The following is a 16030-nucleotide window of genomic DNA, read 5'->3' as shown; positions in this document are numbered from 1 at the left end:
GTGGACTTATCAATCTGTCCACAACGTACCAGTCTATTCAGAAACGCTTAAGTTATTGAACCGCCGTATACGGAACCGTACGTACGGTGGTGTGAGAGGCCGACCCGTTAGGGTCTCCTACTCGATTCCTTAAGCACATTAACTATGACTACTGTGCTAACAACTCAATAACTTCAGACTTAGGAATGCCATTAAAGTATTTATTGGTATCTATATTTTCTAAGGTTTCGCTCAAATGCTGCCGATCATAAATTGTGCCTTTAAGTTTCTCTGCCAATTGTGTCGCATCTTCAGGGCCGAAGAAATCGCCATAGAATTTGATATTCTGAATTTTGCCGCTTTCTACTAATAAGCGAGCATCAATGGTTCCAAAGTCAAAATGCTTCCGTTTTTGTAACGTAAAGTCTGGTGACTTGCCATAAACCCAATCCCAGTTATTATAAGTATCATCAAAGATTTTCTTAATTTGTTGCTCATCTTCTGGTGTCACAATATATTCATGAGCCTTAATCTCGTCAATACTTTTAGCATTGAATAGATGCAATAACAAAATATCCCTAAACTGAGCCGTTGTTAGATTCTGATATTCTGGTTTTAAATAGGGCTTAAGATTGGTAACACGGCTACGAATGGACTTGATACCCTTAGAAGCAATCTTATCAGCAGGCACATTCAGCGCTTCCGTTAGAACATCAAGATCCACATCATATGAAAGGGTTCCGTGACTGAAAGTCTTTCCGTTTTTAGTATACATGGCATTACCCGAAAACTTCTTATTATCGACCAAAATATCATTACGGCCACTGACTTCTGCACTAGTCGCACCCATTTCATGTAAGGCGTCAACAATGGGTTGGGTAAATGACTTGAAATCGCCAAACTCTTCGCTGTCAGCTTTGACTACAAAGCTGAAACAAAGATTTCCTAGATCTTGATAGACAGCACCGCCACCAGAAAGCCGGCGTGTGACTGTAATGTGATGATCTTCAACATATTTTTGATTGATTTCTTCAAATGTATTTTGATTCCGACCTACAATAATACAAGGACCTTCTATATAAAATAACAATAAAGGTTCGTCAAAATTTTTATTGTTCATTAAATAAGTTTCTGTTGCCAAATTTTCCCGAATATCATTAGACTTCATAATTACGTAACGCATTATAAAACCCCTTTCATCAATATATTCAAAGTATACAATTTATTTGTAAAAAAGGGAATCATTCCGATGAGATGAATTTGCCAAATAAACGTATAAAAACTATATTAGAAAGCGTAATATAGTTTTTATGAGGTGAGTGTAAGTGAAAAAGGAAAAAGAAGCTAAACATGAAGCAATTATTGATATGAATGAATTTTTGATCAAGTATGGTAATCAAAAATTGCCTGAAGATCGTAACGTTGTCCACACTATTTATGATGCAGCTAGCAAGGGTCTGGAAAACCTAGACGACTTATTCCAAGATAATGGGTTTGGCCGTACTGAAAATTTTCTTGATGTTGCTAAGGGATTCATTGTTGACTATTATGGCGAAGACCCAGCAAAGACCGATCGCAAAGCTAACGAGTTAGCAAAAGAAGCCATCAATTATCTTGGTAGACATCTTGATGACTTCGTCAAATGGGAAAAATAGGTTTTAATTAAAACTCTGCCAATCTCGCGCCCAAATCATGGCCATGGCACCTTGCCCTGTATGCACCCCAATTACCGGACCAATGATACTTTCATCGACAACAATATTGGGAAAGCTTTGCTGTAAGTCAGTTATCCATTGCTGCTTGACTGTTTCATCTGCCGCATCGAACACGGTTACTCGAACAGGGTAGTCTACTTGAGCTATGGCTTGACTAAAAGCTGTTTTAATATGTTCATAAGCTTTCTTAGCTTGTCGTTCTTTGGCGATGGCAGAAATTTTACCTTCATCCTGGATATCCATTGAAAGAATCGGTTTGATTTTGAGTAACCCCCCGATAAAGCTGGAGGCATTGCTCAAACGGCCGGTTCTTTTTAAATGGCTCAAATCATCAACCATAAAATAGACACCCATTGTTGCTTTTTCCTGATCTAGCGCCTGAATGATATCTGCTGGCGTTTTACCAGCTTGGGCCAATTTTCCTGCTAACAAGGCCATATCCGCTAAACCGGCACAAGTGATATGAGAATCATAGACATGGACCTTAATATTAGAAACTTCTTTAGCATAGGCCGCTAAATTGGGTACAAAAGAACTTATGCCGCTTGATAACAGAATACAAATCACATCTGTATACCCAGCTGCCGCTAAGCGGTCAAAGTATACTTGAACTTCCCCAAGAGCAGGTGTCGAAGTTGTCGGCAGCTCTTGATCTTTATCTAAGCGTGAGTAAAATTCGTCTGAAGTTATATCTTTCGTATCATAATACGTGTGATTACCCCAAATAATTGGAATTGGTACGACTTGTATTTGATATTTATCCTGTTGTGCTTGTGTAAGGTAAGCCGTACTATCCGTTAACACAGCTGTTTTCATAATGTTTCACTCCAAAATACATTTAGTTTGTTTTATTATAACGTAATTACACTGGATTCCAAATAATTTGAAAAAGTCCTTTACTAACGTAAAGTAAGTTGGTATACTTTTAAGCATGCAATAAATAATTAAAGGTGGTTAAAAACTTTATGTCTTCTCAATACTTGGATTTAGTCGAAAAACGTCGTACAATTTATGCTTTGGGTAAAAAGGTAACACAAACACCTGATGAAATCGTTGAATTAGCAGAGCGTGCAATTGAATTGTCACCATCTGCATTCAATAACCAAACGACGCGTGCCGTTTTCTTATTTAACGAAAACCACGATAAACTCTGGGATCTTACTTTGGAACGTCTTCGTCCTGAAGTACCTACTGAAGAAGCATTTAAGAGCACACAAGCTAAAATTGAAGGCTTCAAGGCTGCCTTTGGTACAATCTTATTCTACACGGATACTGATGTTGTTAAAGAATTTGAAAACAACTTTGCTTTGTATGCTGATAACTTTGCTGATTGGGCTGAACAAGGTCAAGGGAATGCACAATTCAACGTTTGGACTGCTTTTGCTAACGAAGGCATTGGTGCAAATTTACAGCATTATAACCCCTTGATTGACGATGAAGTTAAAGCCGCTTTCAACATTCCAGATAACTGGAAATTACGCGCACAATTGCCTTTTGGTTCAATTGAACAACCAGCTGGCGAAAAAGAATTTATGGATCGCGAAGATCGTTTCAAGGTCTTAAAATAATTAGTTTTTTCTAATTGATATTTAAAATAACGTGAGTTCCGAGACAGTTTCTTACATTGTCTTAGGGCCCACGTTATTTTTTAACAAAAGCCCATTGTTGACTGGCTTTTATCTTTACTTAATCAGTTAGTAATTTTGTAACTCGCTTAAAGCAAGGGAATGGGCGCCACCGTTTGCACGTTCGGGGATCCATTCATTCAAAACTAAGGTAAACTGGCTTTGCAGTACTAATAACTGTTTCAATACAGATGCAAAGTGCTTTGCATAATGTTTCGTCAAACTATCGATCAGTAGTTTGCTATCGGCATAAAACGCAACAACTTCATCGGTAGAGAAATTTTCTGTTAGATAAGTGAAAGCCCAAATTGCAGCCCTAAATTCGGCTTCATGGTTATTCATCGTGCCCAGGTAGGTTTTGAGTTGGATTTGCTTATGTGCCTGAATAATTAAAGCACCGCCCGTTGCCGGTCCTGGATTACCACGCACAGCGGCGTCGGTATATAATTTTAGCATGTGAACACCTCGAACAAATCAACATTGATTTAAAAGTTATGTTAACATATATTTCATGGAAATATAACCTTGGAGGCCTCTATATGGATCAACAACATAAATTTCGCGTCCAGCCAGCAATGACTAACACCATTATTTATTGGTGTATCATGTTAATTTTTTTGTTTTTAGGTCTGATTATTCAATTTGAAACGACGGGTTTCAGCTGGATAGGTATGATTTTTTGGCTAATTGCTATCGGTTTAACAATTTATGGTGTGCTAGGCTTCAAGATCGAGCTGCTATACACCAAAAAATCGTTAGTTGCCTTAAAGTATCATCGTGCGTTTGGACGAACGAAATTAGTTACTGTTAAAAATATTAAAAAAATTACAGTCCTGAACCACAATGTTCGGATTAAAATGATCAAACCCAGCTATTTACATTATGACATCCTAATGAGCCACAAAAAAATGAACAAATTCTTAGAAACAATGAATAAAAATCGTGTTACAATAGTGGACGTCGATAAAGTGTTAATTGACAACTAATTCTTTTTCAGGAGGCATTGCATGAAGCGCGATATTGAAATTGCACAAACGGTTGAAGCAACCACAATGAAACCAATTAATGAGATTGGTGCAAAAATAGGTCTACAAGCTAACGATTTAGAAAACTACGGTCAATATAAGGCTAAACTTACTTATAATGCAATCAAACAAGTTAAGAGCAAGTCCCAAGGGAAACTCGTTTTGGTTACCTCGATTAATCCAACACCAGCAGGTGAGGGAAAATCGACGATTTCAATTGGACTAGCAGATGCCCTAAACAAAATTGGTCAAAAAACAGTCATTGCTTTGCGTGAGCCTTCTTTAGGTCCTGTCATGGGTATGAAAGGTGGTGCAACTGGTGGCGGTCAAGCTCAAGTGATTCCAATGGAAGATATTAATTTGCACTTCACTGGCGATATGCATGCGCTGACGACGGCGAATGATACTTTAGCAGCTTTGATTGACAATCATATTCAACAAGGTAATGAACTAAACATTGATCCGCGCCGGATCCAATGGAAACGTGCTTTGGATATTAATGACCGTGCCTTACGTCAAATTGTGATTGGTCTAGGTGGTCCAACTTCAGGCACGCCACGTCAAGATGGGTTTGATATTACCGTGGCCAGTGAATTGATGGCTATTTTATGCCTTGCTGAAGATATTAGTGATTTGAAGCAGCGCATCGCTAACATTACCGTTGCTTATACTTACGACCGGCAACCAGTCACTGTGGCTGATTTAAAAGTCCAAGGTGCAATTACAATGTTGTTAAAAGATGCTTTAAAACCAAATTTGGTACAGACACTGGAACAAACACCCGCTTTTATCCATGGGGGACCATTTGCAAATATTGCACATGGCTGCAATAGCATTTTAGCCACTAAGATGGCCTTAGGTCTGGGAGACATTGCCGTAACCGAAGCTGGATTTGGTGCAGACCTTGGCGGTGAGAAGTTTATGGATATTGCCGCACCAGCTATTGGCCATACACCAGATGCTACCGTTATTGTTGCGACTGTACGTGCCTTAAAATATAACGGTGGCGTTCCCGTAGCTGAATTAACTAACGAAAATTTGACCGCTTTGAAGAAAGGCTTTGCAAATTTACGGCGGCATATTAAAAATATGCAACAGTATCACGTCCCGGTCGTTGTAGCCATCAATGCCTTTTCTGCAGATACGGCGGCTGAAATTAAATTACTTCAAGATTTATGTGCTGAGTTAGGTGTCCAAGCCATTAATACTGAAGTTTGGGCCAAGGGCAGTGCCGGTGGCATTGATTTAGCAAAGGCTGTTACTGAAGCTTTAAAACAGCCTGCTGAATTCACACCACTTTACGATCGCCAGGACTCAGTTGAAAATAAAATCAATGCAATCGTTCAAAAAATTTATGGCGGTAAACACGTTGAATTTTCCAACAAAGCATTACAAAACCTGAAATTAATCAACAAAAATCAATGGCAAGATTTAGCAATTTGTATGGCAAAGACGCAGTATTCATTTACCGATGATCAACATGTGCTAGGTGCGCCGGAAGACTTTACGATCCATGTTCGTGAAATCATCCCTAAAACGGGGTCAGGTTTCTTAGTCGTTTTAACAGGCTCTGTCTTAACAATGCCAGGATTACCTAAAAAACCGGCAGCATTAAATATGGACGTTGATGAGAATGGTGTTATTTCAGGTTTATTTTAAATAATAGTGAAGGTGAATTATGTTTTTTCTCTGGCTCGGCTTAGCGGCCATCATCGTAATTATTGACCAGCTTGTCAAACATTGGGTGCTCACAAATCTTACGCTTGGGGCAGGTCATGTACTTTTACCACATGTTTTTTCACTTTTCTACGTTCGTAATTATGGGGCTGCTTGGAGTATCTTGCAGGGAAAAACCTGGTTCTTTTATATTGTTACGACAGTTGCTAGTGTTGTGATCATCTATCTATTGTATCGAAAACAACATGATCACATCTTGTTAAAACTCGGGTTAAGTTTTATTTTGGGCGGCGCCATCGGTAACTTTATTGACCGACTTCATCTAACTTATGTTGTTGACATGTTTCGACTAGATTTCATCAATTTTCCCATCTTTAATGTGGCTGATACCTTTGTGACGGTTGGTGTTGTTTTATTGTTTATTTATTTACTATTTTTTGATAAGGATGATGTCAAAGCATGAGTGAAGTTATCAGCTACCAATCTGAAGTTGAAAAACAACGAATCGATCGAGCTATCAGTGCCCATTTTACGAAATACTCTCGGTCCCGAGTACAGCATTGGTTAAAAAATGATCGCATAACCGTCAATGGTCAAGTTGTTAAAGCAAACTATCAAGTCCAAATTGGCGATCATATTCAGATTGACATTCCTGAACCGACCCCATTAGAGGCTATTCCTGAAAAGATACCTTTGGACATTATTTTTGAAGATCAAGACGTCATGGTCGTTAACAAACCTCAAGGTATGGTCGTGCATCCTTCCCCAGGACATCCTGATCATACATTGGTTAATGCTTTGTTGTACCATACTCATTTCAAAGGAATCAATGACAAACTTCGCCCTGGTATTGTACATCGAATTGACAAGGATACTTCAGGCTTATTAATGATTGCCAAAAATGAAATGGCAGTTCAATCGCTGACGGCCCAACTCAAAGCTAAAACCAATGAACGCGCATATTTAGCCATCGTCCACGGCATTATTCAAGAACCAGCGGGTACGATCAATGCCCCAATTGGCCGTGACCCTAAAGACCGTAAACGCCAAGCAATTGTCCGCGATGGGCGGCCGGCCGTCACCCATTTTACAATATTGGAGCGTTTCCCTAAGAGCCAATATACATTGATCAAATGCGTCTTAGAAACAGGGCGAACACATCAAATTCGTGTCCATCTGAAATATATCGGTCATCCTTTGGCCGGAGATCCGGTGTATGGGCCTAAAAAGACACTTCCGGGAAATGGACAATTTTTACATGCCGAGACCTTAGGCTTCAAACATCCACGTACCAATGAGGAATTGCAGTTCAGTATTGAGCCACCTAAGATTTTTCAACAAACACTCAAAAAACTTAGAACAATTGGTTGACAGTTACAGTGTTATTCGATATAGTTTAATCAATCAAATAAAAGCACCTTTAAATTTAGTCCAGAGAGGCTAAGAAGGTATACACGTTAAAACATAACCACTTTCAAGCAGTGATTAACTGCATTGAATTAAGTTGGTAGTTTAGGCATTATGTGTTGTCTTGTATAGCGCTCTATCCACTCTGGATCGGGCGCTTTTTTTATGCATTAATACATATCTATAAAGGAGCGAATCATTATGACCAAGGAAGTAGTTGACAGCGCAACAATGAAAAGAGCCCTGACACGAATCACTTATGAAATTATTGAACAAAATAAGGGTGTCGAAAACATTGCCCTTGTTGGCATTAAAACTCGTGGTATCTATGTTGCGAAAAGAATCGCAAGTCGTTTACAACAGCTTGAAGACATCAGCGTTCCAGTAGGTGCTTTAGATATTACCCTCTATCGTGACGATATCCACGACGCTTCTAAAAAAAGAGAACCTGAGGTTAATAGTACTGAAATTGACTTTTCGATTGATGATAAGAACATTATTTTAGTGGATGACGTGTTGTTCACAGGGCGTACCATTCGTGCCGCTTTAGATGCCTTAATGGATATTGGCCGGCCTAAAAAGATTTCATTAGCTGTGCTAGTTGACCGCGGTCACCGCGAACTACCGATCCGTCCAGATTTTGTTGGCAAGAATATACCAACGGCCTTAGATGAACAGATCCATGTTAATGTTGAAGAAATCGACGGTCGGGATGGTATTGATATTTCCGATTTACAAACCAAAGCATAATATTTGATATAAGGAAGGGTGTCCGGCTTGTCAGATCAAAAGCCATTTCGCAATAAAGAAGCTATTTTAGATATTCAAGATCGACCAACCTTTGGTCACTGGTTGGGATTGTCGATTCAGCATCTATTCGCCATGTTTGGTTCTACTGTATTGGTTCCAATTTTAGTAGGTTTGAATCCGGGAATCGCTTTATTCAGTTCCGGCGTTGGCACATTGATGTATATCTTGATCACCAATCGACGTATTCCCGCTTATATGGGTTCCAGTTTTTCTTTCATCGTACCTATGTTGGCCCTCATGAAAACGACGGGTTATCCTGGCATCGCTCAAGGAACGGTTGGCGTTGGTATTGTTTATCTGATTGTGAGTTTGATCGTTGCAAAGATCGGTTACAGCTGGATTGACAAAGCATTACCACCAATTGTGGTTGGGCCAATCGTAATGGTCATTGGATTATCTTTAGCTGGAACTGCGGCTAAAGATGCAACAATGAATGGTACACACTATGATATTCGTTTCTTTATCGTTGCCATGGCTACCGTATTGATCGCAATTTTTCTAAATATGTTCCTTAAAGGATTTTTAAGTCAAATCGCGATCTTACTAGGCATCATCGCTGGATACTTGTTGGCTGTTTTAGTTGGTATCGTAAATTTCAAACCCGTTATAGCAGCGGCTTGGCTACAACTGCCAAATTTCCAGGTACCTTTTCTTTCTTACCACCCACACTTATACTGGGGTGCGATTTTAAGTATGGTTCCGATTGCCTTTGTGACCATGACCGAACATATGGGCCATATCATGGTTCTAAATGGTTTAACCCATCGAAACTTTTTCAAAAAGCCAGGATTAAACCGGACCTTAGCTGGCGATGGGACAGCTTCAATCATTGCCGGTTTCGTTGGTGGCCCACCAGTCACTTCTTATGGTGAAAATATTGGTGTATTGGCAATTACAAAGGTTCATAGTGTTTATGTACTCATGGGTGCTGGCCTGTTTGCTGTATTATTCAGTTTTGTAGGTAAACTGAGTGCCTTGATTCAAAGTATTCCATCACCAGTCATTGGTGGTATCAGCTTTCTACTTTTTGGCGTAATTGCTTCAAGTGGGTTACGTGTATTAATTGATAACCACATTGATTTCAACAAAAAGCGTAACTTAATGATTGGTTCATCGATCTTAGTAATTGGTATCGGCAATGCTTATCTACAACTTGGTGAATTTCAGTTTTCTGGCTTAGCAATTGCAACTGTACTAGGTATTGTTTTGAATCTCGTTTTACCAGAGCAAGCAGCAAGTGAAAGGGAAGTGGCGTAAGTGATACGCAAACATGATTTTGTCACGGTGGCGGATTTATCTAACGATCAAGTTTTAGAATTAGTTCAACGAGCAGAGGCATTCAAGCATGGCGCTAGCATTCAGCTAAAACGGCCTGTTTATGCCATCAACTTATTCTTTGAAAATTCAACCCGGACTCATACAAGTTTTGAAATGGCTGAACGTAAATTAGGTATGCAAGTTTTGAACTTTGAAGCCCAAACAAGCTCCATCCAAAAGGGTGAAACGCTTTATGACACCGTTAAAACAGTCAGTTCGATTGGTGCTGATATTGCCGTGATTCGTCATCCAAAAGATGCGTACTATCAACCGTTGTTACAAGCAAATTTACCGATTAGTATCGCCAATGCGGGGGATGGTGCCGGCCAACATCCATCTCAATGTTTGTTAGATATGATGACAATTTATGAAGAATTTCATCATTTTGCAGGTTTGAAAGTTGCTATTGTTGGTGATTTGCTACATTCTCGTGTCGCAAAATCCAATATGATGTTGCTCAAAGATTTAGGTGCTGAGGTTGTTTTTGGTGGCCCTGATGCTTGGTATAGCGATGAATTTGCGGCATACGGCCCCCATTTGTCGATGGGCGAGATTGTCGATCAAGTCGATGTCTTGATGTTGCTCCGCGTTCAACATGAACGTTTAAACCAAACGGATAATCAAAGCTTTTCACAAGCGGACTATCACAAAAAATATGGTTTAACACTTGAAAGAGCCACTCATCTGCAAAAACAGGCAATTATTATGCATCCTGCACCTGTCAATCGAGGTGTTGAAATTGCCTCTGAATTAGTTGAATGCCCACAATCCCGTATTTTTCAACAAATGACTAACGGCGTCTTTACGAGAATGGCCATTTTAGAAACTTTGTTACGAGCCAAAAACCTGATTCAACCAACAAGTAATTTATCTGCAGGAGCTGATAAACATGTCATTAATTATTAAAAATGGAACAGTCTACTACCAAGGCAAACTAACAAAACTAGATATTTTGGTTGCTGATGGCAAAGTTAAACAAATCGCACCTCATATCGTAGCTCCAGCTGATTCGAAGGTATATGATGCAAACGGTCAATTAGTAACACCAGGCTTAGTTGATATTCATGTACACTTCCGTGATCCAGGCTTAACTTATAAAGAAACCATTGCTACAGGCAGTCTTGCTGCAGCTCATGGTGGCTTTACAACTGTTTGTGCCATGCCAAATGTCGATCCGGTCCCAAACACACCGGAACTATTACATAATCAAATCAAACGAAATCAAACTGACGGTCACGTTAAAGTATTTCAATATGCCCCCATTACCAAAAATCTAACAAGTACAGACCTTGTGGATGCTCAAGCAATGGCTGACGCTGGGGCTGTTGCGTTTACCAATGATGGTAAGGGTGTGCAAGAAGCTGGTACAATGTATGACGCTATGAAAGCGGCCAAAACAGTTCAAAAAGCTATTGTTGCCCATGTTGAAGATAACTCTTTAGTCCGTGGCGGGGTTATGAATGCCGGTCCGATAGCTGACAAGTTGAACTTACCGGGTATTCTATCTGTTTCAGAATCCGCCCAGGTTGCGCGCGATATTGAACTTGCTCAAGCCACTGGTGTTCATTATCATATTTGCCATATTTCAACTGCTGAGAGTATTCGCCAAGTGCGTGCTGCTAAAGCTGCCGGAATCCACGTAACTTGTGAAGTTAGTCCCCATCATTTAGTCCTCGATGACACAATGATCACGAAAGACGATCCTATGATGAAAATGAATCCACCGCTACGTAGCTTTGCCGATCGACAAGCATTAATTGCTGGGTTGATGGATGGGACAATTGATTGCATTGCAACCGATCATGCGCCGCATAGTATTGAAGAAAAGAGTGGTTCTATGCTAACAGCGCCTTTTGGAATTACCGGCTCTGAAACGGCTTTTGCCATCTTATATACAAACTTGGTTAAAACTAGAATAATTTCTTTAGAACAGCTTTTAGCGGCCATGACAGCTAAAGCCGCAGCTATCTTTAATCTAAATGCAGGTGTTTTAGCTGAAAATAAAGCTGCCGATATTGCCGTCTTTGATTTACACCAAGAACATCAAATTCAAACAGCTGACTTTGTTTCAAAAGGTAAAAATTCACCATTTGTTAACGATGTAGTTTATGGCTGGCCAAAAGCAACTTTTGTAGATGGCCAACAAGTACAATTTCCCCAATTAGGAGGTCAAGCATGAAGCGCTATTTAATATTAGAAGATGGTAGTGTCTTTGCCGGTGAAGGTTTCGGTGCGCCATTTACAACTACCGGTGAGATTGTCTTTAATACCGGTATGAGTGGTTATCAAGAAACAATTACAGATCAATCTTATAATGGTCAAATTGTGACATTTACTTACCCATTAATTGGCAACTACGGCATCAATCGTGATGACTATGAATCTATTATCCCAACTTGTAAGGGGGTCGTTGTTCATGAGGTCGCCCGTCGAGCTAGTAATTGGCGCAATCAAATGTCCCTAGACGAATTTCTTAAAGCAAAACGGATTCCCGGTATCACCGGTATTGATACCCGAGCATTGACCAAACGCATTCGTTCAGAAGGTACCATGAAAGCAAGTATTATGGATACTGCGGATGAACATGCTTTTGATCAGTTAAAGGCTTTAGTCTTACCTAAAAATCAAGTACAACAAGTTTCTACAAGTCAAGCCTATCCAAGTCCGGATTTAGGTCGGAATATTGTGGTCGTTGATTTTGGCTTGAAGCACTCGATCTTAAGAGAGCTGTCACGTCATAACTGCAATGTTACTGTCGTGCCTTACAATACGACTGCTGAAGAAATCTTAACCTTAAATCCTGACGGTGTCATGCTGACGAATGGTCCTGGTGATCCAACGGAGGTCCCTGAAGCCATCAAAATGATTCAAGGCATTCAAGGTAAAATTCCAATTTTTGGTATTTGTTTAGGCCATCAGCTTTTCGCTTTGGCAAACGGTTGCCGCACTTTCAAAATGAAATTTGGTCACCGTGGCTTCAATCATCCCGTCCGTGAAATTGCGACTGGTCGAATTGACTTCACCTCACAAAATCATGGCTACGCTGTTGATCGTGATTCAGTCAACAAGGATCAATTGATGGTGACTCATGAAGAAATTAATGACCATACAGTGGAAGGCCTACGTCATCGTTTTTATCCTGCTTTTACCGTTCAATACCACCCAGACGCTGCGCCTGGTCCACATGATGCTGTTCATTTATTCGATGAATTTATGGAAATGATCGATGCTTTTCAACAAAAGCAACGCCAAAACTAACAGGGGGCTTTTAAGTAATGCCAAAACGTCAAGACTTAAAGAAAATTTTAGTGATCGGTTCTGGCCCAATTGTCATTGGCCAAGCGGCAGAATTTGATTATTCCGGGACGCAAGCCTGCCTTGCATTAAAAGAAGAGGGTTATGAAGTTGTTCTGATCAACTCTAATCCAGCAACCATTATGACGGATAAAGAAATTGCCGACAAAGTTTATCTTGAACCAATTACGCTAGAATTTGTATCACAGATTTTACGTAAAGAACTACCAGACGCGATCTTACCAACTTTAGGTGGTCAAACTGGCCTAAATATGGCCATGTCCCTATCTGAGTCCGGTATTTTAGATGAATTAAATATTGAATTATTAGGTACCAAGCTTTCGGCAATTGATCAAGCTGAAGACCGTGAACAGTTCAAAGAATTAATGCAAAAGTTAGATGAACCAATTCCTGAATCACAAATTGCTTATTCTTTGAAAGACGCCCAAGAGTTTGTAGCTCAAATTGGTTATCCAGTCATTATCCGTCCGGCATTCACTTTAGGTGGCACTGGCGGCGGCATTGCTAATAATGATGCTGAACTTAAAGAAATCGTTGAAAATGGTTTGGCCTTATCACCGGTAACACAGGTCCTCGTTGAACGCAGTATTGCTGGCTATAAAGAGATTGAATTTGAAGTCATGCGGGATGCAGATGATAACGCCATGGTTGTCTGCAATATGGAGAACTTCGATCCTGTTGGTATTCATACTGGTGATTCAGTCGTTTTTGCACCAGTACAAACACTTTCAGACAAGGAAGTCCAAATGCTGCGGGACGCTTCCCTAAAAATTATTCGTGCCTTAAAAATCGAAGGTGGGTGTAACGTTCAATTGGCTCTAGATCCTAATAGTTTTAACTATTACATCATTGAAGTCAATCCACGTGTAAGCCGTTCTTCAGCGCTAGCTTCCAAAGCAACTGGTTATCCAATCGCAAAAATGGCCGCTAAAATTGCTGTCGGGTTAACATTAGATGAAATTAAAAACCCAGTGACAGAAACAACTTATGCAGAATTTGAACCTGCTTTAGATTACGTTGTTGCAAAAATTCCACGCTGGCCATTTGATAAGTTCGAAAAGGGCGATCGTAACTTAGGCACCCAGATGAAAGCGACTGGGGAAGTTATGGCAATTGGTCGAAATATCGAAGAAAGTTTACTAAAAGCGGTACGTTCATTAGAAATCGGGACGATTCATTTGGAAATGCCTGAATTAAGTGAGGTCCCTGATGATGACCTTTCTGAACGAATTATTCATCCCCAAGATGATCGGTTATTCTATTTAGCTGAAGCCTTACGCCGAGGCTACACTGTCGAAGAATTAGCTGAGTTGTCTAAAATTGACATTTTCTTCCTTGATAAATTACAACATATCATTGAAATTGAAAAAGAACTTGCCCAAAATAAAAACGATCTGGCTAGTTTGGAGCTTGCAAAGAAAAACGGATTTGCGGATCAAGAAATTGCCCACATTTGGCAGGAATCTGCTGATGACGTCCGGCAATTGCGCAAAGCAAATAAACTCGTTCCCGTATATAAGATGGTAGATACTTGTGCCGGTGAGTTTGAATCTCAGACGCCTTATTTCTATAGTACTTATGAAATGGAAAATGAAAGCCACGTGACTAATAAACCTTCTGTTCTAGTCCTGGGTTCCGGACCAATTCGTATCGGTCAAGGGGTAGAATTTGATTATGCGACGGTTCATTCGGTTGAGGCGATTCAAAAGGCTGGTTATGAAGCAATCATTATGAATAGCAATCCTGAAACTGTTTCAACTGATTTTTCAATCTCTGACAAATTGTATTTTGAACCATTGACAGCTGAAGATGTTTTGAATGTAATTGACTTGGAAAACCCAATCGGCGTTATTGTGCAATTCGGGGGTCAAACTGCCATCAACTTGGCTGCCCCATTAGTCGCTCACGGTGTTAAAATCTTAGGCACTCAATTAGCAGATCTAGACCGGGCTGAAGATCGGGACCAATTTGAACAGGTCATCAAAGCTGAAAATATTGCACATCCAATCGGTGATACTGTTACTGATGCGGCTAAAGCTCCGGAAGTTGCGGCACGTATCGGTTATCCTGTACTTGTGCGCCCTAGTTATGTCTTAGGTGGCCGAGCAATGGAAATCGTTCACAACGAGAAAGAGCTTAGCAATTATATGCAGAACGCGGTCAAGGCATCCAATGAACATCCTGTATTGATTGATAGTTATTTGGTTGGTAAGGAATGTGAAGTTGATGCAATCTGTGATGGTGAGACTGTTCTGATTCCTGGCATCATGGAACATATCGAGCGGGCGGGAGTCCATTCTGGTGATTCAATGGCCGTTTATCCACCACAAAATATGTCACAAACTGTCATTGACACAATTGTTACCTACACACAAAAGCTAGCCTTAAGTATGAATTGCATTGGCATGATGAACGTTCAATTTGTCATCCATGATGAAAAGCCTTATGTGATCGAGGTTAACCCACGGGCTAGTCGGACAGTGCCATTCTTAAGCAAAGTTACTGGTATTTCCATGGCTCAAGTTGCTACTCAAGTTGTTCTAGGCAAGAAATTAAAAGATTTAGGGTATGAAAATGGACTTGCAAAACCAAGTAAATTAATTCATGTCAAAGCGCCCGTGTTCTCATTTTCAAAACTTGCTAAAGTCGATAGTCTCTTAGGCCCAGAAATGAAATCAACTGGTGAAGTTATGGGTTCCGATCAAACTTTAGAAAAAGCACTTTATAAGGCATTTGAGGCAGCAAAAATGCATTTACCTGAATTCGGTAATATTTTATTTACCGTTGCTGATGCCGACAAACAAGAAGCGCTAGATTTAGCAAAGCGTTTCCGCCAAGTAGGTTACCAAATTTGGGCAACCAAAGGTACTGAAAGCTACTTTGAAGAAAATGGGCTTGATGTCAAAAGCGTTGAAAAGATTCATGAGTCCGAAAATAATTTACTGCAGAATTTGGAAAACGGTGAAATTCAAGCTGTTGTCAATACGATCGGTCAAGACAGCAAGAGTGCAAATGATGGGATCGAAATTAGAGAAATGGCAATTATGCATGGTATTCCACTCTTTACTTCATTAGACACCGCTGCTGCAATTGTTAAAGTATTAGAGTCTAAGAGTTTTGTAACAAATCCGCTTTAATTGTTAGATAAAATGTAACTATT

General features: G+C 40.0%; 15 protein-coding genes. 12 read left to right on the top strand and 3 right to left on the bottom strand.

Annotated elements, in window-relative coordinates; translation table 11 throughout:
- Positions 1-148: 148 nt before the first annotated feature.
- A complete protein-coding gene (locus FHQ08_RS07670) occupies positions 149-1162 on the bottom strand; it encodes a lipoate--protein ligase (protein ID WP_230913820.1) in 1014 nt (337 codons plus the stop codon).
- Positions 1163-1304: 142 nt separating this feature from the next.
- On the opposite strand from FHQ08_RS07670, the gene FHQ08_RS07665 reads away from it, so the two are divergent.
- Entirely contained in the window at positions 1305-1634 is a 330-nt protein-coding gene (locus FHQ08_RS07665) for a hypothetical protein (RefSeq protein WP_230913819.1), read from the top strand.
- A 3-nt stretch (positions 1635-1637) separates the two neighbouring features.
- Here the strand turns inward: FHQ08_RS07665 and FHQ08_RS07660 are convergent, their stop codons facing one another.
- The gene (locus tag FHQ08_RS07660) at positions 1638-2510 is read right to left on the bottom strand and encodes a DegV family protein (RefSeq protein ID WP_230913818.1); all 873 of its coding nucleotides are present in this window, start codon (positions 2508-2510) and stop codon (positions 1638-1640) included.
- 149 nt (positions 2511-2659) lie between these two features.
- On the opposite strand from FHQ08_RS07660, the gene FHQ08_RS07655 reads away from it, so the two are divergent.
- On the top strand, positions 2660-3262 hold the full coding sequence (locus FHQ08_RS07655; RefSeq protein ID WP_230913817.1) for a nitroreductase family protein: 603 nt from the start codon (positions 2660-2662) through the stop codon (positions 3260-3262).
- Positions 3263-3388: 126 nt separating this feature from the next.
- On the opposite strand, the gene FHQ08_RS07650 is transcribed toward FHQ08_RS07655, so the two are convergent.
- Complete coding sequence (locus FHQ08_RS07650; protein ID WP_230913816.1) at positions 3389-3775, bottom strand: ribonuclease HI family protein; 387 nt, start codon at positions 3773-3775, stop codon at positions 3389-3391.
- Positions 3776-3858: 83 nt separating this feature from the next.
- On the opposite strand from FHQ08_RS07650, the gene FHQ08_RS07645 reads away from it, so the two are divergent.
- From FHQ08_RS07645 to carB, 10 genes are all read left to right on the top strand, one after another.
- The gene (locus FHQ08_RS07645) at positions 3859-4305 is read left to right on the top strand and encodes an EbsA family protein (RefSeq protein ID WP_230913815.1); all 447 of its coding nucleotides are present in this window, start codon (positions 3859-3861) and stop codon (positions 4303-4305) included.
- 21 nt (positions 4306-4326) lie between these two features.
- Positions 4327-6003, top strand: a complete 1677-nt coding sequence (locus tag FHQ08_RS07640; RefSeq protein WP_230913814.1) for a formate--tetrahydrofolate ligase — start codon at positions 4327-4329, stop codon at positions 6001-6003.
- Positions 6004-6022: 19 nt separating this feature from the next.
- On the top strand, positions 6023-6484 hold the full coding sequence (gene lspA / locus FHQ08_RS07635; RefSeq protein ID WP_230913813.1) for a signal peptidase II: 462 nt from the start codon (positions 6023-6025) through the stop codon (positions 6482-6484).
- Positions 6481-7392 (top strand): RluA family pseudouridine synthase, encoded by a 912-nt coding sequence (locus FHQ08_RS07630; RefSeq protein ID WP_230913812.1) that lies wholly within the window; start codon positions 6481-6483, stop codon positions 7390-7392. The genes lspA and FHQ08_RS07630 overlap by 4 nt, the downstream gene beginning before the upstream one ends.
- 237 nt (positions 7393-7629) lie before the next feature.
- Complete coding sequence (pyrR, locus tag FHQ08_RS07625; RefSeq protein WP_230913811.1) at positions 7630-8178, top strand: bifunctional pyr operon transcriptional regulator/uracil phosphoribosyltransferase PyrR; 549 nt, start codon at positions 7630-7632, stop codon at positions 8176-8178.
- Positions 8179-8205: 27 nt separating this feature from the next.
- Positions 8206-9495, top strand: a complete 1290-nt coding sequence (locus FHQ08_RS07620; RefSeq protein ID WP_230913810.1) for a solute carrier family 23 protein — start codon at positions 8206-8208, stop codon at positions 9493-9495.
- On the top strand, positions 9496-10461 hold the full coding sequence (locus tag FHQ08_RS07615; protein WP_407929192.1) for an aspartate carbamoyltransferase catalytic subunit: 966 nt from the start codon (positions 9496-9498) through the stop codon (positions 10459-10461). It begins immediately after the preceding gene.
- A complete protein-coding gene (locus tag FHQ08_RS07610; protein WP_230913809.1) occupies positions 10445-11734 on the top strand; it encodes a dihydroorotase in 1290 nt (429 codons plus the stop codon). The genes FHQ08_RS07615 and FHQ08_RS07610 overlap by 17 nt, the downstream gene beginning before the upstream one ends.
- A complete protein-coding gene (locus FHQ08_RS07605) occupies positions 11731-12813 on the top strand; it encodes a carbamoyl phosphate synthase small subunit (RefSeq protein WP_230913808.1) in 1083 nt (360 codons plus the stop codon). Before FHQ08_RS07610 ends, FHQ08_RS07605 begins: the two co-directional genes overlap by 4 nt.
- 17 nt (positions 12814-12830) lie before the next feature.
- Positions 12831-16007 carry a carbamoyl-phosphate synthase large subunit gene (carB, locus tag FHQ08_RS07600; protein WP_230913807.1) on the top strand — a complete coding sequence of 1059 codons (3177 nt, stop codon included), beginning with the start codon at positions 12831-12833 and terminating at the stop codon, positions 16005-16007.
- The last annotated feature ends 23 nt before the right edge of the window (positions 16008-16030 follow it).

This window comes from Agrilactobacillus fermenti, from assembly GCF_021030645.1.
Taxonomy (GTDB): Bacteria; Bacillota; Bacilli; order Lactobacillales; family Lactobacillaceae; genus Agrilactobacillus; species Agrilactobacillus fermenti.
The sequence above is the reverse complement of the archived record's forward strand: the minus strand, read 5'-3'. Positions and strand labels throughout refer to the sequence as shown.

Coding starts and splice junctions, on each gene's coding strand:
- FHQ08_RS07630 (WP_230913812.1), top strand. CDS start 6,481: ATGAGTGAAGTTATCAGCTACCAATCTGAAGTTGAAAAACAACGAATC.
- FHQ08_RS07655 (WP_230913817.1), top strand. CDS start 2,660: ATGTCTTCTCAATACTTGGATTTAGTCGAAAAACGTCGTACAATTTAT.
- FHQ08_RS07605 (WP_230913808.1), top strand. CDS start 11,731: ATGAAGCGCTATTTAATATTAGAAGATGGTAGTGTCTTTGCCGGTGAA.
- FHQ08_RS07670 (WP_230913820.1), bottom strand. CDS start 1,162: ATGCGTTACGTAATTATGAAGTCTAATGATATTCGGGAAAATTTGGCA.
- FHQ08_RS07650 (WP_230913816.1), bottom strand. CDS start 3,775: ATGCTAAAATTATATACCGACGCCGCTGTGCGTGGTAATCCAGGACCG.
- carB (WP_230913807.1), top strand. CDS start 12,831: ATGCCAAAACGTCAAGACTTAAAGAAAATTTTAGTGATCGGTTCTGGC.
- FHQ08_RS07645 (WP_230913815.1), top strand. CDS start 3,859: ATGGATCAACAACATAAATTTCGCGTCCAGCCAGCAATGACTAACACC.
- pyrR (WP_230913811.1), top strand. CDS start 7,630: ATGACCAAGGAAGTAGTTGACAGCGCAACAATGAAAAGAGCCCTGACA.
- FHQ08_RS07640 (WP_230913814.1), top strand. CDS start 4,327: ATGAAGCGCGATATTGAAATTGCACAAACGGTTGAAGCAACCACAATG.
- FHQ08_RS07660 (WP_230913818.1), bottom strand. CDS start 2,510: ATGAAAACAGCTGTGTTAACGGATAGTACGGCTTACCTTACACAAGCA.
- FHQ08_RS07610 (WP_230913809.1), top strand. CDS start 10,445: ATGTCATTAATTATTAAAAATGGAACAGTCTACTACCAAGGCAAACTA.
- lspA (WP_230913813.1), top strand. CDS start 6,023: ATGTTTTTTCTCTGGCTCGGCTTAGCGGCCATCATCGTAATTATTGAC.